This is a genomic window from Chloracidobacterium sp. (genome assembly GCA_016720705.1).
In the GTDB taxonomy this organism is placed as follows: domain Bacteria; phylum Acidobacteriota; class Blastocatellia; order Pyrinomonadales; family Pyrinomonadaceae; genus OLB17.
This window is the reverse complement of sequence record JADKKB010000007.1, coordinates 1,585,016-1,607,721: the sequence shown is the minus strand read 5'-3', so window position 1 is coordinate 1,607,721 and position 22,706 is coordinate 1,585,016. Positions and strand designations below refer to the sequence as shown.

Below are 22,706 nucleotides of genomic sequence, written 5' to 3'. Positions count from 1 at the left end.
CAATACAGGTGCCATAGGTTGAACCTCGACTATTATAAGCCGCCCAGTCCTGGGTCATACAACTATTGTAAGTTAGGTTAATGCTCGTCATATTCATCAGTTTCCTCTGATGTACGACGAAATCAACAGGTATTTGTTGTCGAAATCAATTATTGTTTGTCCAATTCGATCAATCCTTTACCTTGGGCGGGTCCGATTGGCAAATTTCGGTCTGAAGGGCACGAAATTCAGTGGGTGACATACCGGTTTTCGCCTTGAAATCGCGAGTAAAATAACTGCTGTTGGGTAGCCCAACATGGTGACCAATTTCTTTGATCTGAAGAAAGCACTTCGGGTCAGCGAGCATATGACTGGCTCGCTCCAGTCGAAGTTCATTGAGAAACACGACTGGTGTGACGCCGGCACTTTCCTTAAAGACTCGCCGAAATTGGGGAACAGACATACGAACCTCAGCTGCCATTTCTTCTACCAACCAATGGCGACTAAAATTGTCGGCGAGAATAGTGGTGATGTGAAAGATTCGTTTATCCATTGGGAGGAAAACTCGGTACTACAATATTTATATAGTGAAAGTTACCGTTTTCACGAGGCAATTGTCAATAAAATAGATCATCAAAAACAAAATGTCGCGCGAAGACAATGGGCGGGCCGAGTGTTATAAAGACGGTTTCTCGCGGCATTGATCAGGCTAGAGACTTAGGCCCTGCCAAGTCACTCCTTGGCCGGAGAAACCGTCACGACGTTGTATGACGAATTGTATCTACTTCTTGTCGATTATGACGCCGGTGTTGCGGAAGTTGTAGATGTCCAGTTTTAGCTTTTCTGCACCCTTCGACATTTCCACGAAGGTGTTTGTTGCGGAGCTCTCGTCGATCGAATCCATAGCCCAGCCTTTTGCTTTCAGTGCCTCGACGTATTTGGTCGTAACGGCCTTGCGGTCTTCTTTGTGGACGGCTTTGAATTGCTTATCGGTGCTGCCCCATACGACCGCGTTTTCCTTGACCGGTAAACCCATCGACGCCCACGGTTCGGTTATCGGAGTCGCGGTCACGTCCGGGTTCCAGCCGCAAGCCGACAGGCCCACGGCAAACGCGAATATTGATATCAGAATGGTAGATTTCATTTGTTTCTCCCTTTAAGTTTTTTCATGTAATACACGTCGTGAACTCAGACCGACATTTTGCGGGCTGAGCGGCTTAATTTTTGTTCACCTCTGCCCAGATCTTATGTCCGTGTGTTTCTTTCAAAAATATCGTTCCGACTATTAGCGTGATACCGGCGATCGCCATCGGGTAATAGAGCCCGGCGTAGATATTACCGGTCTGGGCAATGATCGAAACGCCGATCAGCGGCAACAAGCCGCCGAAAACGCCGTTGCCGATATGATACGGCAGCGACAACGCTGTATAACGTATCTTGGCGGGAAACGCCTCGACCAGATAAGCCGCGATGGGGCCGTAGACCATCGTTACCCACACGACCTGGAGCAGCACTAGCAAGATCAGTTTCCACGCGGTCGAATTAGAAATAAGCGAGCCAAACGACGAATAGACCAGAACCTTCGGGGCCGGCACGAGCGTGCCCTCGCTATTTCGCGTCAGCGGCGTCAGCGACTTTTCACCGGTCGCAGGATTGGTCTGGGATGTCGCGGTTTCGATGTTCGAACCGGCCGCCGACTGCATCGCATGATAGATCGGCAGATAGGTCAGCACCGCGAGCAGACATCCGGCCATTATTATCCATTTTCGGCCGATGCGGTCGCTCAGTGCCCCAAACACAACAAACAGCGGCATTCCCAACAGCAATGCGGACGCGATAATGTAATTCGCCGAGGTCGCATCTACATTGAGTATCTTTTGCAAATAGAACAGCGCATAGAACTGGCCCGTGTACCAGACGACACCCTGGCCGGCCGTCGCCCCAAACAGTGAGATAAGCACGATCTTGAGATTGCTCCACTTGGTAAACGCCTCGACGAGCGGATTTGCCGACGTCATGCCGGCGCTCTTTACCTGCTCGAATATCGGCGATTCCTTCATCCTGAGCCGAATATAGAGCGATACTCCGACAAGCAATATTGAGATGAGAAACGGGATGCGCCAGCCGCTTAAGCCCGCGGCCTTGCCGGCAAACTGCTCGGGCGACATCGTATTCTGCACCGTCAAAATTACAGCGAGTGACAGAAACAGCCCCAACGTCGCGGTGATCTGGATAAACGACGTGTAAAATCCGCGTCGGTTATCGGGCACGTGCTCGGCAACGTAGACGGCGGCACCGCCATATTCGCCGCCGAGGGCGAGGCCCTGGAGTACGCGGATCAGTAACAATATGATCGGTGCGGCGATACCGATCTGCGAGTATGTCGGCAGAAATCCGATGACAGCGGTAGCTCCGCCCATGATCAGCAGGGTGACCAGAAACGCGTATTTGCGGCCGACGACATCACCGATCCGGCCGAAAAATAATGCTCCGAATGGCCGCACGACAAAGCCGACAGCAAATGTCGCAAGATATGCAATGTAAGCGAACGTGTCATTTCCCGGCGGATAAAAAAGCGGTGCGATGACCACGGCGAGGCTGCCGAAAATATAGAAATCATACCATTCGATCATCGTGCCGACCGCGGATGCTCCTATTACTTTCCAGATCCTGTATTTAGAAATCGCATTGCCGACGTTCGAACCCGCGTCAATAATAGACTCTGCCATTTGCTCAATCTCCGGTCGTGTGAATTTGGGCGTCGTTTTGAAACTAGGATTTGAGTATTAAAGCAATTGCGGCGCGGTATTTCAACACGCCAAGCCAATCATCGTCTGTCAGGCGCTGTGATATCGTTAGGTTATATGAAATTTGTGAAAGAGTCAGTGATCAAGGCTTCGCCGGAAAGGGTGTTCGCGTTTCACGAGTTGCCTGACGCTTTCGAGCGGCTGATGCCGCCGTGGGAGGACGCAACGATCATCAAGAAAGCTGACATTTCCAAGATCGGCTCACAGGCGATTATCGACAACAAGTTGTTTGGGCTCGTTTCGTCACGTTGGGTGGCCGAGCACACGGCCTATGACCCCCCGCGGATGTTTGAGGACGTGCAGCTATCCGGCCCGTTCAGCTCGTGGCGTCACCGCCACATCGTCGAGCCGCACCCCGAAGGAGCAGTACTGAGAGACGAGATCGAGTACGAGCCGCCGATGTGGTTTCTGGGGGCGATCGCCGCACCTATCCTCGTCGTGCCGAAGCTCGAAAAGATGTTCGATTTTCGGCACGAAGTTACACGCAAATGGTGCGAGTCAACTGATTAGCCGAAGATTTCGGTGATTTGTCTGATACTTTTGCCGAATAGGAAATCACCGAGACCCGCGTCCATGTGCGACATATCGTAGCCGACGAGTTCGACATACGCACGGCCGTTAAGCGGTTCGCCTGACCGCGAACCTTCGACCTTGCAGGTACCTTCCCAATATACGATCATCGTTGAACCTCGCGTATCGAGTTCCTGATCGGCGATCAGCGGGCTGATCTTCGCCTCGATCCCGAGCTTAGGCACTCTTATCTGCCATTGAGCGGGATACTCGGCTCCCGTATTGGGGCTCAGCCATTTGTCGGTGATCTCGATCTCAAAATCGCTTCGCTTGAGATATGTGCAATCGCCTTCGCGATCGACGTAGGTTCCGGTCGTTTCGCCGTTAAACTCACCCTCATCGTCCTTGAACGTGTACATCATTAGCTCAGTTTCATCGTCAAATTGTATGCTGAACCAATCCCAGTTGCCTTGTTCCCAGCTGCCGAATTCGCGATCCATCCACGCCGAACCTGTAAACGTCTCGACCACCCCGCCCTCGTTGGTCTGACCGGACACATTCATTCGGGTGTAAGAAAAATGCTTTGAGGCACCGTCCTTTTTCTTTGTGATGCCGCCGTCGCCATTTAGCACGATCGGTTTGGCGGGTTCGAGGATCGCGTCAAAGATCAATCCATCTTCAAGCGTTGCGTGCAAAACGTGCTTACCGGCGACCTCGCGGAGCGACCAAGGGCCAAGTTGGACGTCGCACGCTGTCGGACTCATTACCACAGGCAACTCTAACGGATTACCAAAACTCCTAACGTGCTCATACCTAAAATGTGCGGCCGTAACGTCCGATATCGCAAAATGTGCAAAGTACATCGGGTTTGCGACCACGTTCATCGGGACTATGCCGATCTTGTCTCGGTCGGTACGCCGCTTGAAAAATACCAACTCAAAGCCAAATTCGCGGCCGGTACGAGTCCGGCAATGACCGGTGTAATACCACCATTCAGTTTGGACGTCCGGTTGCGCAAACAGGTCGTTAGGCAATTTCACAGTGCCGTCGGACGGCGGTGCATTAAGGTTTTCGCCACTCTTGCCAAAGAGATTCGCAACGCCGCTCAGTATCGACGCGGCCGTGTCTTCGATCGGTTGGATCAAATGCTCAAACATAATTAACTATTTCGCATTCTTGCGGCAAACGGTTTCAACGAGGTGTTTCACTCATAGCCGATCGCGTCAGCAACCTCTTGTCGTGAAGCATTTCGCGCCGGAAGCCAGGCCGAGATCATTGCAATTAGGATGACGGATGGTATCGCCAGCATCAATAATCCGTAAGAATAGTAAAACGGCAAGGTAAAGCCGGCAACGACCTTGGCGGCCGTATTGATCAAAAAATATGTGTTCAACAGTCCGGTAACCGCACCTGCGGCAAATCCGACCAACGAGATCGCGGCGGCCTCCAGCAGTACCATTTTGACCACTTGACGACGTAATCCGCCGATGGCACGAAAGATACCTATTTCGCGTCGTCGTTCGGCGACCGAGATGAGCATTGTATTGACGAGGCCGATCGCGGCGACGACGATCGCGATGATCGTCTGCATATACATCAATATGAAAAATTGATCGATCACTCGACCCGCCCACAGTTTATATTCGTCGTGCGTATAGATAAATGCACTCTGTGTGTCGGCAAGTGTGGCCGCGACTTTCGATTTGAAAAGCTGACGGTCGACACCCGGTTTTAGGTTCATAAAAATGTAATCGACATCGCTATCATCCCAATACCGCCGATAAAGCTCCCGGTCGAGAAAGATAGTACCGTGTTCGGAGCGGTAATATTCGAGCATCCCGACGACGGGCAGGCTGAGGTCACCTTTTGGCGAACGGATCGTGATCGTATCGCCAAGTTTTAGATTCGACCGAAATGCAAGATTGTTTGAGATCACAACACCGTCGCCGCGGGAGGTCAATGCGCTTGCTTGGACCGCATCACCGCTGTCGAGCAAATCAGGCGATATCTTGAAATATTCGCCCATATCGTGTGCTAAAAGTGTAACTTCGCGATCGTTCATTCGAGTTGTCGTCACGCGGGTCAGATCTGCAACCTCGACCTCCTGCATTGACGCTATCGCCGTCGCCGTTTTTTCAGAGAAATGATGGCTTCGCGAGCTTAGTTGCTCGGACGACGTGACGAGAATATCCGCCGCTACTGCCTTATCAATTGAGCGGTCGAGGGCCATTTTAAGACTTTGTATCAGTGACGCGTTCGACAGTGCAAATGTCAATCCGATCATTATTGCACCTACGGTCGCGGCCGTTCGACGCGGTGATCGTGTCATTGTTTCGACCGCGATGACGCCCTCGGCGCCAAACAGCCGATCCATAATCGGGCGCAGAATGCGTCCGCCGATCGCAATAATGACCGGCAGCAGCAAGATCATGCCGATCTGGATCATAAAGGAGTACGACGACTGGATATAACTGCCAACCCCCGCCGGCGTAAATCTGACGCCTAACAAACCGGCCGCGATAAAGGCAACGCCCGCAGCCAAACGCAGACGGTTCATTCCGGGTTCAGCGCGGCGCGTTTCGATATTGCGAAGTGCCGCCGCTGGATCTAGACTCGCGGCGGACGCCGCCGGCACCCAAGCCGCTATCACAGACGAAACGATACCGATGGCAATGGCCGCTGCCGCGTAACCTGGTTCGAGATGTAGCTTCGGCGATGAAGTAACAAATCCATACACTGTCGCGGTGATCCGTGTCACCAAATCCATCGCTGCCAACGCGATCAATGATCCGACAACGATACCGAGGCACGAGCCTACGACCCCAAGGATGACCGCCTCGGAGAGGAACATAAGCTTGATCCCGCTGCGCTCGACCCCGATCGAACGCAGTATCGCGATCTCTTTCCAACGCTGATTTACGCTTATTGTGAAGGAGTTAAAGATAATGAATACGCCGATCATAAGAGCCACGATGCTCAGGATCGTAAATCCGGCGTGCATCGTTGTTACCGAGTTTTCGAGGCTCCGGCCACGTAACTCAGGCCGGACCACATCGATCCCGGTTCCGAGCCGTTCGGCGAGTTCTTTCTGCACTGTTTCGATTTCGACGCCGTCGACCGTTGATATATCGATGCGATCGATCTTGTTTCCGCGGCCAAAGGTGTCTTGAGCGGAGTATATGTCCATAACGGCGACGTTGCCGTCATAGACATCGCCGATGCCGGACGCGACAAATAAACCGCGGATCGTTAAAGCCGCCGGGCCGGACGAGGTTTCGACCGTTATCTTGTCACCGTCCTTAAGGCTAAACCTCTCGGCAAATGCACTGGTCACCGCAACCGAGTCCTTTCGGCTTGAAAACACGAGCGGATTCTTTACGGCGAAATTGGTCTGGTCCGCAGCGGTATTGTATAGCCTCAGATCGCTCGTCGTATCAAGGCCCAGTATCAACAGGTGAGTGCCGCCAAGCGTGGTGGTCGCAAGTGTCTCAGTGACCGGTTCGGCAATCTGTACTCCCGGGGTCGAGCGGACGGTCTGAATTACATCAAAGGAAAACCCTGCGTCGCCGGCCGCGGCCTGCAAGGTTGCTTTGCCTGCAAGCTTTTCGATCGTGCCGTTAAGCGAAATGACCAAAGCGTCATTTGTGCTCTGGATAGCAAAAAACGCTGCGACACCCAGTGCGATCCCGGCGGTTGTCAGGGCAAGCCGTAGCTTGTGACAGCGCCAATCACGAAATACGATCATTGTGAGGGCACGTATCATCTGCTTGGGCTGAGCGTGTCGATCACGATGCGGCCGTCGAGCAGGCCGACACGACGTTCGCAGATGGCAGCGGCGCTTTCGTTGTGAGTGACGAGGATCATAGAGGTTCCAAACTCGTGATGGATCTCTTCCAGAAGCCTCAAAATTTCATCGCCCGTCTTTGAATCGAGATTTCCCGTGGGTTCATCGGCAAGCAGCAGCGGCGGGTCAAATATCAGGGAGCGGGCGATAGCGACGCGTTGCCGTTCGCCGCCCGACAGTTCGTCCGGACGGTGAGAGCGTCGCCCGGCCAAACCGACCCGATCGAGCATCGTTACCGCACGCGCCTCGGCCTCGTGAACTGCCATACCGTTTAGGCGGAGCGGTAAGGCGACATTCTCGACACCGTTGAGCGTCGGCATCAGGTTAAATGTCTGAAAGATCATTCCGATCTGCTCACGCCTCAAACGTGTGCGATCGTCGTCATTCATCGCCGCTAGATCTGTGTTATTTATCAACACACGCCCACTGGTCGGGATGTCGAGTCCGCAAATTATATTCAGAAGCGTCGATTTGCCGGAGCCGGATGGACCTGTGATGGCGACACGCTGACCGCGGAGGACGGTCAGGTCGATCGAGTCGAGAGCCTGGACGCGGCCCGCCCCGTCAAATAGTTTGCAGACGCTTTGTAATGCGACGATGGTCTCATTCATCTCAGAATTAATGTCGTTGATTCGCTGTTCGATTTGATAGGGGCGAGTGATTACGCGATAATTACCTGCCGTTACCACGCTTGCCGGATCGACTTTTCGGCATTGTCAGTGTTATTACCGCCTTTATTTTATGGATAACAACGGCGATTTGTAAAGGATATCAACTGAAATGAAATTGGCCGCGGCACTTTTGTTGACTACGTCGTTTTTAGGGTGCTCGGGCGCCTCAAAAATGGCTGAGCCGACATCGTCGTCGAGGGCCGAACCGAACCGGGCGGAAGCGATCGTGGATGAGCACTTAAAACGCGACGCGGCGCCGTATCGCAAAGATCATATCCGCTTTACCGTTACGGAGAAGGGAAACGCTCCCGAGATTACCGAACTCGATGTTTGGCGGCGGCAAAGTGGTGATGTAACGACCACGCTGAGTGTGATAACCAAGCCATCAGAGGACGCCGGAACCGGTTCGCTCACGGTCGATGAAAAGGGAAAACCGGCGGTCGTAGTGACCTACGCGGCGTCTCGGGGCGAATTTCGCGAAACTGACACCGGCAAAATGTTTATCGGGGGACTTACCGCTCAGGAACTGCTAGGCACGTGGGACAAATACGATTACAAACTGATCGGCGAACGCGGGAACGGTTTCGAGGTCGAGGGAAAGCTAAAGGACGGCCAAAAATCGGCGATCGCGATGAGCAGAGTGGTTTTTGACAAGGATAATTATTTACCCATTGAAATGAACCTTTTTGATAATTTGGAAAAAAAGATCCGAACGTACGTCGTGCAGGAAGTCAAATCAGCAAATGGTAGGCCCTATATAGCCAAAACAGTGGTAACGAATCACGTTTATGGCGCAGAGATCACGATCGAGGTCATTAGCCGCGAATACCCCGGAAACCTCGACGACGCGTTGTTCACACGGGAGAGGTTGAAGCAAACCGCTCCGAAATAGCACATTTATGTTGACACACATTGTCTGTTGGAAATACAAACCGGAGGCTAGTGCCTCGGATCGTCTTAATCACATCGAGCAATTGCGAGCACTTGTAGGCGTGATCCCTGAGATCATTTCGTTTGAGGTCGGGACCGACATATTGCACCTCGACAGGTCATTTGACACCGGATTGGTGTCGACTTTTACCGATCGCGACTCTCTGGCAAGCTATTCTGACCATCCGGAGCATCTAAAGGTAGCCGTGTTTGGTAAAGCGATTTCCGAACGTATCGTTTCGGTAGATTTTATTAACGAATAGGTGAAACGGATCAAAAAGATCATTTTGGCATTGCTGGCTATCCTTGTGGTGGTGCAGGTACCGTTCATCTATCGCCGCTATTTGATCGGAAATCGTGCGGAAAAGGTCGCGCAGATCCAGTCGCAGAGAAAGCCCAAGACCGACCCGAATTACGTCGAATACAAGGGAAATATCCACGTTCACACTAGTCTGGGCGGCCACAGCACCGGTGGTTTTGATGAGTTGATCGCTGCGGCAAATGCCAATGATCTCGATTTTGTCGTGATGACCGAACACTACTCGGAAAGTTACGACACGGCCGCAATGACGCTCAACGGCATTTACGGTAAGACACTTTTCCTTGGCGGAAATGAGATCGACACGGCCGATTCGGATAGGTTTTTTATGCTTCCCGGCGGCGCAGATGCGGCAGGGTTTAGATTCGAGCACACCGGCGGCGTTCTATCCAAAATACATTCAGAAAAGGGTTTAGCGGTGATCGCATATCCTGAGAAGTTTAAGACCTGGGACTCAGCGTTTGACGGGATCGAAGTATTTAACCTCAAGACGATGGCAAAGCGTGCCAATCCGTTGACGCTCATTTTCGACGCACTATGGTCCGGATATTCGTATCCCGCATTGATGTTTGCCGATCATCTAAAAAGGCCGGACGTTAACCTGCAGCAGTTCGATGAAATATCAAAGGCGCGGCGTATATCGATGTTTGGCGGCACCGACGGCCATTCGAATATCGGCATCCATTTATTCGGAACCGAAACCGGCGGCAAACTCTTAAATATCAAGATCGATCCGTACGACGTCACTTTCCGTATTGTCCGAATGCATATTTTGTTGCCGAAAGACGTTGCACTAAACCGCGAATCTTTGATCGAGGCAATCCGGCAAGGCAACTATTTCACCGGCTTTGACGCCTTCGGCGATACGACGGGATTCTCATTTGTGGCAACCAGCGGAGTCGAAACGACCCAACAGGGCGGTGAGGTAGTGTTCTCCGAGGGACTGTCGCTTAAGGCGTCGTCGCCGGTCACTGCACGAACCGTTATTTTTAAGAACGGCGAGAAATTTGGCGAACAGGCAGAGACCGACGAGTTTTCGGTCAAACCCGATGGGCCCGGCGTTTATCGTGTTGAGATATATCAGGACGCCCTAGGCGAAACCGGTTCGATGATGCCCTGGATCGTATCAAACCCGATATATGTACGATAGGCAAACGATTTGTAATTTGCGCTCATCATAAGAGAGCACAATTGAGGTAGGCGTTTTTGTTGCAGAAAACAGAATGAAGAAGATACTGATCAGAGTCTTTCAAGCGGTTGCGTTATTGTCCGTATTGTCGTTGTCGGTCTTTGCACAGCAGGTGAAACGTGCACCGTTCGACGTGACCAATTACGTAATGGACGTGTCGCTGACACCGCTTGAGCGAAAGATAAACGCGACGGTAGACGTGACTTTCACGCCGCTCGACGACACGCGTAACATCACATTTGAGCTTAACGGCTCGCTCAAGGTCGATTCGATCACAAGGATCGGGGCAACCACCACGGTTACTGATACGGTCGTCAAGCCCGGCGTAAGGCCGCCTACGCGACCGAGCGTAAAGGCCGCATCCACGCCGGGGCTTTCGTTCATACAGGATCAAGCCGGCGTGGCCGACATCGGCCCTAACGTCAGGATCGATCTCGGCGAGACCGCTATCAAAGGAACGCCGATCACGCTCCGGTTCAAGTACAACGGTATTTTAGAATTGCCTGTCGGCGGCCCGCTTCTGACTAAGCGCCTCGCCTATATCGGTACTGATCAAGGTTATCTAATGTACGCCGCACGTTGGTTTCCGTTTCACGATTACGCTGCGGATCTGGCGACTTCGGACGTCACTATCTCGCTCCCGGGCGGACTCACGCCGGTCGGTTACAGCGATATGCCGGTGGCACCGAGCGGCGGCAAATATCGCTATGTGCAATCGCGGCCGTCGTTGGTCGGCAATTTTGCTTACGGCAAGTATCAATCCAAATCGCTCAGATTTGGCGACTACGAACTCCAGTTTTTCACTCGTAGCGGTAACAACGAATTGATCTCGCGCTACGGCGAAACTCTTGGCTCGGCACTGCAGTTCTATTCCAAGAGTTTTGGTGCGGCCGATACGGCTAAGAAACTGAACATAATTGAGATCGATAATGACAGTCTCGATTTCTACTCGGCGCAGGGAATGCTTTTTATCGCCAATCGCCAGTTCGAAGAGGGCCGCGATGTGACGGTCACGCGACTTCAGCGCGAGGCGGCACTTCAGTGGTGGGGTTTGACGGTTGGACTCAAATCGTTTGATGACGTTTGGCTTTCACAGGGACTTGCAGAATATAGTGCCGTGATGCTTCGCGAAAGCGTGACCGATGCGGCAAAGCTTGAGGATATGCGCCGCGAACTTTTGGAAAAAGCTCTGACTTTTGAACAAACCGCATCGCTATTGCGTGCTCCGGCAAATCTAGATGATCAGTCGATCGCTTACCAGTACATTATGTTCGGCAAGGGCGCATTCGTCTTCAAATTACTCCGCGATACGCTCGGCGCGGATAAGTTTGATCTGCTGTTGAAGACATACCTTGCCGAATATCGCGGTAAGAGCGCGTCGATCGACGATTTTGAAAAACTAGCGTCGCGTATCGCGGGCCAGCCGATGCGTTACTTTTTTGCCCGCTGGGTGGAGGGCACCGGCGTACCCGAATTTAACGCTGATTACCAGATCATTCGGACCAAGGGCGGCAAGTTTATAACACGCGGCACGGTCTCGCAAAACTACGATAACCTGAGGTTGCCGCTTGAATTGCAACTTCGGTCTGAAGGCGAGGCCCAATCTCAAAATGTGACGGTGAATATCGAAGATGCAAGTGCGGATTTTAATATCGAATCGACCGGCAAACCGCTAGCCGTGATCATCGACCCTAATTATAAGATACTGCGGATTTCGCCAGACCTTCGCGTTTCGTCGATAGCCCGCCGCGGAATCGAGCAGTTTAAGGAAGGCAATTATGTCGAGGCGCAGACACAGTTTGAAGCCGCACTCAAACTCGACCGCTCAAACGCCTGGATCTACTACCATCTTGGTCTGCTGTTCCTCGAACAACGTAATTACGATCTGGCGATCGACAACTTTAAGGCGGCCCGCGACCTCGGCAATCAAGGAGCAGCCCGACCGATGTGGCTGCATGTTTGGTCCGAGATCAAAATGGGAAATGCCTACGATGCCAAAGGCGACCGTACGAGAGCGGTCGGTGCATATAAACGTGCCGAGACCATCGGCGACAACTACGACAACGCCCAGGACGCCGTAAAGCGCTACCAGGCATCACCGTTCGATCCGAAAGAAAAGCAGAATACCGCGGTCATCAAATAGCGATCCACCGATCGCAAAATGCCCGCGTTAGTTGCTCGGATACACTTAAAAAAGGTGCGGGAAGAGTTATCTTCACGCACCCTTTTTACCCCTGGTTCCCCCTTGAATTAGAAGTTAAATCGGAACGCAAACTGTATCTGCCGATTTGAACCCAAGCCGACCGTACGGCCGACGGTTGACCGTAGCAAGCCAAATGTCGAGCCTGCGGCACCCTGTGTGAATGCCTGGCCCGGTTGAATGACATTCGACGAAGTTGCGGAGTAGATCGATGTCGCCGAATTGAATGCTAGATTTGGCAAAGCGTTGCTGATCGTGGTCGATGGATTAGCGAAATTCGTCTGATTAAAAATGTTGAAAAATTCGGTACGAAATTCGAAATTCATCGTTTCTCTGATCCTGAACCGTTTTGCAACGATCATATCCACCTGGCGGAAAGATGGTCCGGACAGCTCATTTCTGGAAAGATCGCCCCATGTGCCCGGTGCTGGGGTCGCGAACGCGGCCGGATTAATGTAGTTGCGGTCATTATTGAGATACGGGTTGACGCCCGCGATCAGATTTGGCCGACGAACGTTGCGTGAATTGCCGCCTCCCGGAGTATTGACGACCGCGACGAAGCCGGTCGGCAATGACGGGAACGATGCTCCTAACGATGGCAGGTTTGCGACGAAGCCATTTGCAAAAAATCCGCCTGCACCGTTGGGACAACCGCCCGCTTGCTGACATTGAACGACGATGTCAGGCCTCACAACCAACACCTCGACCGGAACGCCGCTTCGTGCGTTAATGATCCCGCCGAGCTCCCAACCGCCAAGCAGGAAGTTGCCGGTGCGGCCGAGATCGAATCTTTTACCGTTGCCGAAAGGTAGTTCGTAAAGTGCACTTAGATTGAACGTGTGACGCACGTCGAAATTATTGCGGCCGCGATCGGCTTCAAAATTTTCGAGTTGAGCGCTCGTTCGAGCTTCGTTTGAACCCGCTGTCGTGCCGCGGCTACTGCCGAATGTGTACTGGGCGTTCATCGTCAAACCGCTGCGAAAGCTGCGTTGGGCCGAAAACTGGAGAGCATTGTATCGATCGTCGCCGCCGCTCGTCTTATAGTCGATCTCGGCATACGGATTTGAGACGGTCGTTCCGCTGACGATGCTGAATTGACGAACCGTCGTCACCCCGATGACCTGCCCGGTCGGATTGGTGCGGTTGATGACGCCAAACCCGGTCGGGATATTGGTTCCGTTTGCGATGGTCGTCTGGCCAGGCAGGATCCGATTGGCGACGCTTCTCAGAAATAGATTGCTGCCATTGCTGCCAACGTACCCAAGCGTTGTCGTTATTCCGCCGGGAAGTTGCTGCTGCCACGAAACGCTGTACTGAAAGATGCGTTCCGGAATAGTGTAGTCGTTCGAGTATGCACGCGGCTGGTAGCTGCGATTGTTGGGATTTGCATTAAAATTGGCAATGATCCCCGGAATGTTTGCGGGAAACGCGAGTAGCGAACCGCTCGTCACCGTTGAGCTAACGCGGTCGCTTTCGATCGGCTGGATCTGATCCTCGGTCTGTCCCGGGCCGTAATAGAGCCCTAAGCCGCCGCGGATAACGGACTTTCCGGCTGAAAAGAATCCGCTACCATCCTGATCAGGTGACCATGACAATGCGACGCGTGGCCCGAAATTGTTTTTGGACGATTTGAACGCCGCCTCAGATGACGGTCGCAGAGTTCCGGTATTGATATCAAAAAGCACCTGGCCGTTATTTGCTTCGTGGAGCGGAGTGTAATACTCGTAGCGAAGCCCATAACTCAATGTAAGTCCGGGTTTGAGCTTCCATTCGTCCTGAGCATAACCGATGTAATATTCCTGCTTTGCCAAACGCTGTCCCGTTAGTCCGTTGTTGAATGGACTCGGGGCACTTACGTCGCCCAGATACTGTACCGACGTCGGCGTATTCGCTAGGAACGACGCGAGATTTGAAAACGTGTATGTCGTGCCGCCCAGGCGGTCTGTGTACATTCTGATCAGGCGAACCTCGCCGCCAAATTTGAAATTGTGATTCCCGCGAACCCAGTTGATACTATCGACGAACGAAAGCGAATATGGCGTGTAAGGTTGCCCGCGGCCGTTGGTCGCAGAATTGGCTCGGACGAGGCCTCCCGGGATCGAAATGCCTGACGAAGTGCCCTGGCCCGCGATGCCGGTATTTGCGACGCTACCGGAAATGTTAAGTATCAAGTTTGAAAAGTCGAGGCCGCCGACGGTCGCCGCCTGGCCGTTGATCCGTGTGCGGGCGGCGTTGTAGCCGAACTTAAAATCGTTGATCAGCGATCCGTCTTTCCGTAGGATCGACTGAAACCCTGCGACACCATTCTGCGGGACGGCCTCGATCGATGTCACGCGACCCGAAATACCTTCGGGTGCGATATCGGTCCCCTCATCGCGAAAGAAACGCGTGTAGAGCTTATGGTAGGTGTTGATCTGATAATCAATTCGAGCAGCTAATGCTTTTTCGTTGACCTTCTCGTTGTCCTGGATTTGAAGTACCTCAAATCCGGACACGGCCGAGGCTCCCGGTATAACTACGGCGTTTGGAGAGCGAAATGCAGCGATAAACGGTTGGATCAGAGGATTGACCGGTGTTGTGGTTCCGGGGATAAATGCTCCAGGCAACGCCAGACTCAGGCTAGGTGCGGCTTCGACAAAATTCAATCCGAAACGGCCGCGGTATTGCTCATAGCTGCCGAAGAAGAATAGCTTGTCCTTGATGATCGGCCCGCCGATCGATCCGCCGAACTGGTCGAGTGAAAGCTTGCCCTTGTCGATCCCCGGTGATGAGTTTTCAAAGAAGTTTCGGGCATCCAATGAATCGCGGCGGAAATATTCAAACACCGAACCGTGAAAGCTATTGCCGCCGGACTTTGTGACAACGCTGATCTGTCCTCCGGTTCCGGTGCCAAACTCGGCGGGAAAGTTGCTCGAATCGACGCGAAATTCTTGCACGTTTTCGAGGCTCGACTGCAGACGAAACGGTGACGGCACTTCGCCGTTCAGGTTGCCCGGGCTCGCATCGATGATCGCGGTGCCCTCTATGCCGTCGTACCGAACGACGTTTTGATTATTGGCTCGGCCCGAAAAGCGAATGTCCGAAAATGTCCCGCTGCCGCTGTTGACGCCGCCCGGAGCCTGCAGATATAGCTGCGATAGCTGGCGGCCGTTGATCGGCAGACCCTCGACCTCGCGGGCATTGACGTTTGCGCTCATACTGGCTGACGCCGTGTTGACGATCAAGTCTTCGCCGGAGATAACGTCAACCGAAACGGTCACGCCCTTGGCCTGCAGCTTCAGCTCCAGATCGAGTTCTTGTCCGACAAGCAATTCGATATTCCTTTTGGTCGCAGTCGCAAAGTTACTGCCGCTGGCCGCAACCGTATAGATCGCCGGCTGCAGATTGACGACGAGAAACGTGCCGTCTTCCTTAGCGAGTACGTTGCGGGCCTCGCCCGTCTTTTCATTGGTCACCGTGACGGTGGCACCCGGAATGATGCCGCCATTAACGTCGGTTATCGTGCCGGCAATTTTGCCGTTGGCCTGAGCCGATATGTTAATTATGAATGCGAATAAGACGATCGATATCGCTGACAAAACTCGTACGAAGATGTTGGATTTCATCATCACTCCTTTGTAAAACTACTTTGGCGGGCGATCTTACAGCTCTAGCCGAAAACCGTCGCCCTGGTTCCTTCATTTGTTAAATTTCTTGGCTGCAAAAAGTAGATTAGAGATGAGAAGTTAACGAGAGGTGAATTGGGTGTTAAATGAATGTTAACACTGTTCAAAAGATCTCCTCCGTACGAAGGAGGGGTGGCGGCTGACGGGGTGGTTCTCTATTTACAGAGCTAAATTAACCGCAGATGGACGCAGATACACGCAAATAGGCTAGGCAGTGATATTCGCGTTCATTTCCGTTTATCCGCGGTTAATTCCTTTCTTATCTGCATCCAGATGTCGTTGTAAAGCCACTCAGGTGGCGGGTTTTCTTCGCCGTGGTGGTCGGGTTTTAGGATGAGATCGCCGGTCGCGAGGAGGATGCGTTTTACTTTGGGGTTTTGGTCGGCTTTGGCACGCATCGCGGCGAGGATGAGTTTGTAATGCTCGCCGGGTGTTGCGGAGCGGTAAAGAAATCTCTTGCCTTCGAACGTGCACCAATCGATGCCGAGCGTCTTCATGTTCTCTTCGGCCAAGGTTCCGGCGGCTTTTGCTTCGAAGGCGGTCATCTGTGCGACCTGCTCGCGGGTGTATTTCCAAGTCACAAGTTTATCCTTAGCACGCGGATCGTCGGGCTCCTCAGGATAAAGCATCATCTGCCAAAAACCTTCGACGCTCGCGTAACGCTTTCCGTCCATCTCAAACGGCGTCGCCGCAAAGTTCGACAATATCCCAAGCTCATTCCGCTTCGACAAAATAACCTCACCCGCCTTAGCCTCCTGCGGCAGTATCTCCCAGTCGGGTTTGTTTGGGTCGTTGATCGGCGCGAACCAGATCGCGGGATAGTTCAGCGAATCACTTCTCTTCTGTGAGATCGAAGGCGGTATTCCGTAAGTAAATTTCTCCTCATTATTCTTTCGGTATACGAAGACAAACTCATCGTAAAACTTTTGCACTTCAAGCATGGCTTGTCTATCGTTTTCGATCGAAGTGCTCAGGACAGTCTTCAACTGGTAAAGTCGCTTGTTCACCAAGTACATCTCGACGTACACAAATGAAGACTTTGTGCGGCCTCCCGCATGCTTCCCAACTTCACCAAATAATTCTTTGCTCCAATAGTTGTTACACTTCGCTCCATACTGACTTGCAAAGTCACTACAAACGGAATCGTAAAATGCGTTCAGTGATTTGTCATTCTTCTCGACGGATAAGTCTTGAAAGTCATCCACCGAGATTTCGTAGAATCCGGCTGGCACTTCTAATGTCCACCGTCTGGAATATGCTTTACCAAACCTAGTATCGATTGAGCTTTCGGATTTGATTGGTGGCTCGGGAAAGAACGCTATAAAGTTGAGCTCATCCGATACAACAATCTTATCTGGCACCTTTTGGGCCTGAACAGATCCAGCAATCAATGCAAATATGAAAAGGGGGATCAGTCTGTACATGATGGTTTGATGCCATTAATTGGTGTTTGGTTATGCTCCGCCGCTTATTGACTTCCGCTCCTCAAGCATCTCGCCCAGCTTCTCTAGTTTATCGAGCGGGAGTTCGCGGTCGTCGGTTATAACGACAAAGATGGCGGCTCGGACTACTTTATCAGCAGGTCAGCGGCTTCTTCGCCAGTGTTGATCGCGCCTTCCATAAAGCCTTGCCAATCGGCGAGGTGTTCGCCGGCGAATAGTACCTTGCCGTGGGGCACTTTGAGAAGCGGGCGGATGCCGAACCATTGGCCGGGACGGTAGAGCGCGTAGGCTCCCTCGGTGTATTCGTCACGCTGCCACGCGTATGACGTGATGCCGCGTGCGAGGCTAGGTGCCGCCGGATCGAGATCCGTCAGGTCGCGCGTGATGATATTCATACGCCGACGATCGTCGTGCGACGCGAGCACATCGGCCTTTTCGCCGACCGCGTATGCCGTCAAAATGCCCTGTTTGCCGGGTTGATTTTGGGTGGAGTGAAAATAGTAATGCGACGTCGTGTCGGAGACGAGCGAGAAGTTATCGTCCTTCCAAAACCGTTTGTCGTAAAGCACAGAGTTCTTAATGATACGTGCATAGATCAGCTTTTCAGCGGCGGCCGCCTGAACAGACGAGAGCGGCGTGTCAAATTTTATCTTGCGAAGACTCGCAACCGGAGCCGTACAGATGCATGCATCCGCGCGAAAACTCTCGCCGCCTGCCGTGACCGTAACCACGCCGGCCCGCTGTTTGACGTCGGTCACCTTCATTCCGGTGCGTATATTTTCGGGACCGATGCGCTTTGTAAATTCCTCGATCAGCCGCGAATTGCCGCCGGTCATCTTATAATCCATCTGATTCTTTGTACGCGTCTCGTCATTCTCAGCGTATTCGGCAAGCGCTCCAAAAGCCGACACGTGGCGGATCGATTCGCCAAAGTCAGTGCTGTCGGCCAAGTCGCGAAGGATCAGATCTTCGCGCGAAAACCCAATGTCTGAAAGGTGCGTCCACCAATCCTTGCGGTCGAGTCGCTCTTGCTGCGGCTTTGTTAATTTCGCATAGCCCTTGACCATCTTTTCAAATGCGCCCTTTGCCTCGCTCGAAAAGCCCCATTCGCCGGGACGCGAGACCTTGCCGTTCTGCTGCAGATAGTCGTCGAACTGATGACGTTGAAGGCCGATCTTAAAGTCCGAGCAAAGAGCCTTGATGCGCTCGTGATCCTCCCCTATCCACTCGGCGCCGAGCTCAAATGTCAGATCTTTGTTCTCGGGCATCGAATGCGAAAAAACACGGCCGCCGAGACGGCTTCGGCCTTCCAGGATGGTCACGCTCCAACCGGCTTTCGTTAACTTAAATGCCGCCGACAGCCCGGCCAAACCGGAACCAATGATAATGCACGACCTTTTACTCAGCTTCTGTCCGAATACACCGTGCGAACCAACTGCGATACCCGCAGTAGTGAGGCCTAATATCTTGAGAAATTCTCGGCGATCGGTCTTTGTCATAATAGTTCAGATAATGGTCGTCACGATCTCGCGGATCGAGCGTTGGAGTTCGCGGTCGTCGGTTATGGGTGAGCAGATGGCGACTTCGGCGGCGGCGATTGGCGAGATGCCTTGGGCGATCATTTGGGCGGCGTAGATGAGGAGGCGTGTCGAGACACCCTCTTCGAGGCCATGGCCGCGAAGATTGCGCACCTTTTGGCCGATCGCCACCAGGTCAGCCGCGGTGGATTCGTCGATCCCACCTTCCTTGGCGACGATCTCGGTCTCGGCTTCCGCATCGGGATAGTCGAATTCCATTGCCACGAAACGCTGACGTGTAGATTGTTTTAGGTCTTTAAGTATCGATTGGTATCCGGGATTGTACGACACGACGAGCATAAACTCGGGCGGTGCCTCGATCACGGTGCCGCGTTTTTCGATCGGCAGACGGCGGCGATCGTCGGTCAGCGGATGAATTATGACGACTGTGTCTTTGCGGGCCTCGACAACCTCATCGAGATAGCAGATCGCACCGGCACGCACCGCGGCGGTCAGAGGGCCGTCGTGCCACACAGTCTCTTCGCCCTCGAGCAGAAAGCGGCCGACGAGATCGGTCGATGAAAGGTCTTCGTGACAGGCGACGGTGATAAGCGGCCGATCCAACTTATGCGCCATATACTCGACAAAGCGCGTCTTGCCGCAGCCCGTCGGGCCTTTGAGCATCGCAGGAAGCTTTGCGACGTAAGCGGCTTCGAAAAGCTCGACCTCGTTTTTTAACGGCAAATAATACGGTTCGTTTGCGACCTTGTACTGTTCGACTGCTGTTTCCATACAGCTTTATTTTCAACGTAAAGATGCTAAGAACGCAAGGGGACGAAATTGTTAGATCCGTATCGGCGGCGTTCAAACGGACCCTGGTGTTCCGTTTATGGAATTTAACCTAAGGACTACATACCGCGTCCGTAGCTACTGCCGTAAATCGTCGGCGGCGGCGGCGTTATTTGGAAGTTCTGTTCGATCAACGGAAATACTTGCCGATAGGCAAACGCATTTGCTGCATAAATGATCGGCATTACAAAAAACAATCCGACACACAACATCAAAAATCCGAGTAGCGCGACCAGAGCTTCAAATATAAAGAGCACGACGAGTCCACCCACATTAGAGGTCGCGGCCTTGGCACTCAATTTCATCGCATCTACCGGCCCGAGATCGTGCTCCATCGCAAGCGGGATCGCAAAAACCAACAGCACTCGCCACACGACCGCCAACAGCATAAAAAGCACGCCCACTATAGCCAAAATGATCAAAACGCCACCGGCGATCGCAAGGCCCTGATCTGAACTTTGAAAAAACTCACGATCGGATCCGCCATCGCCGCCCAATAAACCGATCCGACCGATGTCGACCGTAAATCGTATGCCTTGGCCGACGATCTCCGGGATGGACTGAATGATACCGATCACCATCAGCGGAACAAATTTCTCAAATCCCTTGAACATCATCCCAAACTCGATCGGTTCTCCGCGCATTTCGCGCAACACGGCGTAAAAGACGCCGCCCATTATCGGTCCGACCAAAAACAAGCTGAAGCAGGGGATGCAGCCCGCGATTATCATCGCAACGAGCGTTATACCGAGAAACAGGCCGTAATTTTGCTTAACTAGATTCCAACCGTTGCTGACACAACCGGACGCGTCGATCGCTCCGCTGTAAAATTCGATGTTAGCCATATTGATATCCGGTAAATCGCCTGATTTTAACCCATAAACGCGAAATTTGAAACAAAAAATTGCCTGAGAGCACCGCTAGACAGCACTCTCAGGCAAATCGTCAATTAACAGCTAATCGAGTAAGTTATCGCTTTCGCGGCATTTTGTCGTCCATCATCGCGGCCTGATAGACAAATGTCGCCACGATGATCGCCATTTGCTTAACATCATCCGGTTGGATGCGGTCAAGCACATCCTGATTTGAGTGATGTGTGCGAGTGTCATACTCGACCGCATCCTGTATGAACTGAAAGCCCGGCAACCCGATCCCGTCAAAGCTGAGGTGGTCAGTGCCGCCCGTATTTTCAAGCGTCAGCGTACTCGCACTCATATCGAGCGGCTTTGAGGCATCGTACCATTTGGGGTCTTTGAAAGGCGAAAGCCAATTTCGAAAGAAAGGCCGGACACCCTCATTACCCTGCATATACACGCCACGGATCTTGCCCGTACCGTTGTCGATATTGAAGTAAGCCGAAAGTTTGTCATATTCAGCCAATTTCGTTAGCGGTTGTGGGGTGGTCGCTCGTCCGCCGCCGCCGCCGCCGAATGCTGGCGTCGTGCCGTCACCGAGGTAGCCAAGGTGTTGCTTGACATAGGCACGTGAACCGTATAGGCCCTGCTCCTCGCCCGTCCATAATCCGATACGGATCGTCCGACGCGGCTTGAGTCCAAGTGCCTGGATGATGCGGACTGCTTCCATCATCACAGCACAGCCGGCCGCATTATCGGTCGCACCGGTTCCGCCGTGCCACGAGTCAAGATGACCTCCGAGCATTACGACTTCGTCGGCCTTGTCCGTTCCGGGGATCTCAGCGAGCGTATTGTATCCATTGGGGTCCGCATCCTGGTAGTCAACGGCGAGATTTATCGTCATCGTTACCTTTTCGCCGGCATCGATCATTCTCGCAACGCGGTTGAAATGTTCGGTTGAAGCACTCACTTGGATAGGTACATTTGCACCCTTGTCCCAAACGCGAACCTGCGGATTGGCCGGTGATCCCGGGGCGGCAGGTGGCGGTTGAACTGCCGTCGCACCCTGAACAAACATCGTGCCGCCGTCACCGCGTGCTGAGTCGACCAGAATCGCCGCACCCTCATCGACCAGAAAACGCATCCTCGCCGAATTGAACTGCATCATTTGAGCAAAGTTCGGATTGCCGCCGGGACCGCCTGCCGCCCGACGGATTGTTGCCGGATCGGGGGCGTCTGCCATATTAAGAAGTTCCGTGTCGGTAAATCGTTTGCCGGGCGCTTCCATCCAGGCTTTTAACTCACGGATCGGGCCGATCAATACGATCTTGCCTTTCAGCTTGCCCTTATACTGTTCGAGTTCGGCCGCGTTTTGAGCGTTGAAACGAACGACCTCGCCCGTGTATGAAGTATGCGGATTTGCGGCCGCAGGTTGAGATTTGTTTTTTGCTTTCGGATCGACCGTGGGTGCCGGAACCAACGTATCAGTGCCGGGTGACCACGCCTTTGGGTACGCGATCAACGGAAATGCGGTCGGTCCATCGACCATAGCCGTAAATCGCTTGAGCGTCCAGCCGCGACCGAATGGTCCCCACGATTCGAGATGAGCATTCTGCAAGCCCCATTTTGCAAGCGTGTCGCGCGTCCAATCGTTGGCACGCTTTGCACCCGGCGATGCGGTTAATCGCGGTCCGATCACATCGGACATATAACCGAGGGTCTGCATTATCTGCGAATTCTTTGTTCCTTCTTCTTTGATCTTATCAAGCACCTCTTTCGGTGCTTCATAGACTTTCGGTGAAGATTGCCCTAGAGCGAGCGTCGGCAGCAAAAAGGCGTAAATTACAAATACACCTACAATCTTGCGTCGTAGCATATCTAAATGTCTCCTGAAAAATAAAATGATTCTCGTGTAAAAGCAAAACTACTT

General features: G+C 52.8%; 17 protein-coding genes. 5 read left to right on the top strand and 12 right to left on the bottom strand.

From position 1 onward, the window contains the following. Positions 1-169: 169 nt before the first annotated feature. From IPQ00_14360 to IPQ00_14350, 3 genes are all read right to left on the bottom strand, one after another. Positions 170-532: a helix-turn-helix transcriptional regulator gene (locus IPQ00_14360; protein ID MBL0241745.1), complete on the bottom strand. Its 363-nt coding sequence runs from the start codon at positions 530-532 to the stop codon at positions 170-172. Positions 533-760: 228 nt separating this feature from the next. Continuing rightward, entirely contained in the window at positions 761-1,123 is a 363-nt protein-coding gene (locus IPQ00_14355) for a hypothetical protein (protein MBL0241744.1), read from the bottom strand. A 73-nt stretch (positions 1,124-1,196) separates the two neighbouring features. Beyond that, positions 1,197-2,708 (bottom strand): MHS family MFS transporter, encoded by a 1,512-nt coding sequence (locus IPQ00_14350; protein ID MBL0241743.1) that lies wholly within the window; start codon positions 2,706-2,708, stop codon positions 1,197-1,199. A gap of 135 nt (positions 2,709-2,843) precedes the next feature. Between IPQ00_14350 and IPQ00_14345 the strand changes: the two genes are divergently transcribed. Next, entirely contained in the window at positions 2,844-3,296 is a 453-nt protein-coding gene (locus IPQ00_14345; protein ID MBL0241742.1) for an SRPBCC family protein, read from the top strand. On the opposite strand, the gene IPQ00_14340 is transcribed toward IPQ00_14345, so the two are convergent. From IPQ00_14340 to IPQ00_14330, 3 genes are read right to left on the bottom strand one after another with little or no spacing between them, the layout of a single operon-like run. Further along, a complete protein-coding gene (locus IPQ00_14340) occupies positions 3,293-4,453 on the bottom strand; it encodes a hypothetical protein (GenBank protein ID MBL0241741.1) in 1,161 nt (386 codons plus the stop codon). The two genes, IPQ00_14345 and IPQ00_14340, sit on opposite strands and share 4 nt — an antisense overlap. A 47-nt stretch (positions 4,454-4,500) precedes the next feature. Then, positions 4,501-7,041 carry an ABC transporter permease gene (locus IPQ00_14335; GenBank protein MBL0241740.1) on the bottom strand — a complete coding sequence of 847 codons (2,541 nt, stop codon included), beginning with the start codon at positions 7,039-7,041 and terminating at the stop codon, positions 4,501-4,503. A gap of 14 nt (positions 7,042-7,055) precedes the next feature. Beyond that, on the bottom strand, positions 7,056-7,739 hold the full coding sequence (locus IPQ00_14330; protein ID MBL0241739.1) for an ABC transporter ATP-binding protein: 684 nt from the start codon (positions 7,737-7,739) through the stop codon (positions 7,056-7,058). A gap of 181 nt (positions 7,740-7,920) precedes the next feature. Between IPQ00_14330 and IPQ00_14325 the strand changes: the two genes are divergently transcribed. The 4 genes from IPQ00_14325 to IPQ00_14310 all read left to right on the top strand — a co-directional run bounded on the left by IPQ00_14325 (position 7,921) and on the right by IPQ00_14310 (position 12,392). Further along, entirely contained in the window at positions 7,921-8,703 is a 783-nt protein-coding gene (locus tag IPQ00_14325; GenBank protein MBL0241738.1) for an outer membrane lipoprotein-sorting protein, read from the top strand. A gap of 7 nt (positions 8,704-8,710) precedes the next feature. Continuing rightward, entirely contained in the window at positions 8,711-9,004 is a 294-nt protein-coding gene (locus IPQ00_14320) for a Dabb family protein (GenBank protein ID MBL0241737.1), read from the top strand. Continuing rightward, the gene (locus IPQ00_14315) at positions 9,005-10,210 is read left to right on the top strand and encodes a hypothetical protein (protein ID MBL0241736.1); all 1,206 of its coding nucleotides are present in this window, start codon (positions 9,005-9,007) and stop codon (positions 10,208-10,210) included. 73 nt (positions 10,211-10,283) lie between these two features. Beyond that, the gene (locus tag IPQ00_14310) at positions 10,284-12,392 is read left to right on the top strand and encodes a tetratricopeptide repeat protein (GenBank protein ID MBL0241735.1); all 2,109 of its coding nucleotides are present in this window, start codon (positions 10,284-10,286) and stop codon (positions 12,390-12,392) included. 107 nt (positions 12,393-12,499) lie between these two features. Here IPQ00_14310 and IPQ00_14305 read toward each other — a convergent pair whose 3' ends face one another. The 6 genes from IPQ00_14305 to IPQ00_14280 all read right to left on the bottom strand — a co-directional run bounded on the left by IPQ00_14305 (position 12,500) and on the right by IPQ00_14280 (position 22,652). Next, entirely contained in the window at positions 12,500-16,054 is a 3,555-nt protein-coding gene (locus tag IPQ00_14305; GenBank protein MBL0241734.1) for a TonB-dependent receptor, read from the bottom strand. A gap of 287 nt (positions 16,055-16,341) precedes the next feature. Beyond that, positions 16,342-17,055, bottom strand: coding sequence for an NADAR family protein (locus tag IPQ00_14300; GenBank protein ID MBL0241733.1), 714 nt, complete (start codon positions 17,053-17,055; stop codon positions 16,342-16,344). A 626-nt stretch (positions 17,056-17,681) separates the two neighbouring features. Beyond that, positions 17,682-19,055 carry an FAD-dependent oxidoreductase gene (locus IPQ00_14295; GenBank protein ID MBL0241732.1) on the bottom strand — a complete coding sequence of 458 codons (1,374 nt, stop codon included), beginning with the start codon at positions 19,053-19,055 and terminating at the stop codon, positions 17,682-17,684. Between the two features lie 6 nt (positions 19,056-19,061). Continuing rightward, positions 19,062-19,865 (bottom strand): CbbQ/NirQ/NorQ/GpvN family protein, encoded by an 804-nt coding sequence (locus tag IPQ00_14290; protein ID MBL0241731.1) that lies wholly within the window; start codon positions 19,863-19,865, stop codon positions 19,062-19,064. Positions 19,866-19,981: 116 nt separating this feature from the next. Continuing rightward, positions 19,982-20,767 (bottom strand): hypothetical protein, encoded by a 786-nt coding sequence (locus IPQ00_14285; protein MBL0241730.1) that lies wholly within the window; start codon positions 20,765-20,767, stop codon positions 19,982-19,984. 124 nt (positions 20,768-20,891) lie between these two features. Then, entirely contained in the window at positions 20,892-22,652 is a 1,761-nt protein-coding gene (locus tag IPQ00_14280) for a M20/M25/M40 family metallo-hydrolase (GenBank protein MBL0241729.1), read from the bottom strand. Positions 22,653-22,706 lie beyond the last annotated feature (54 nt).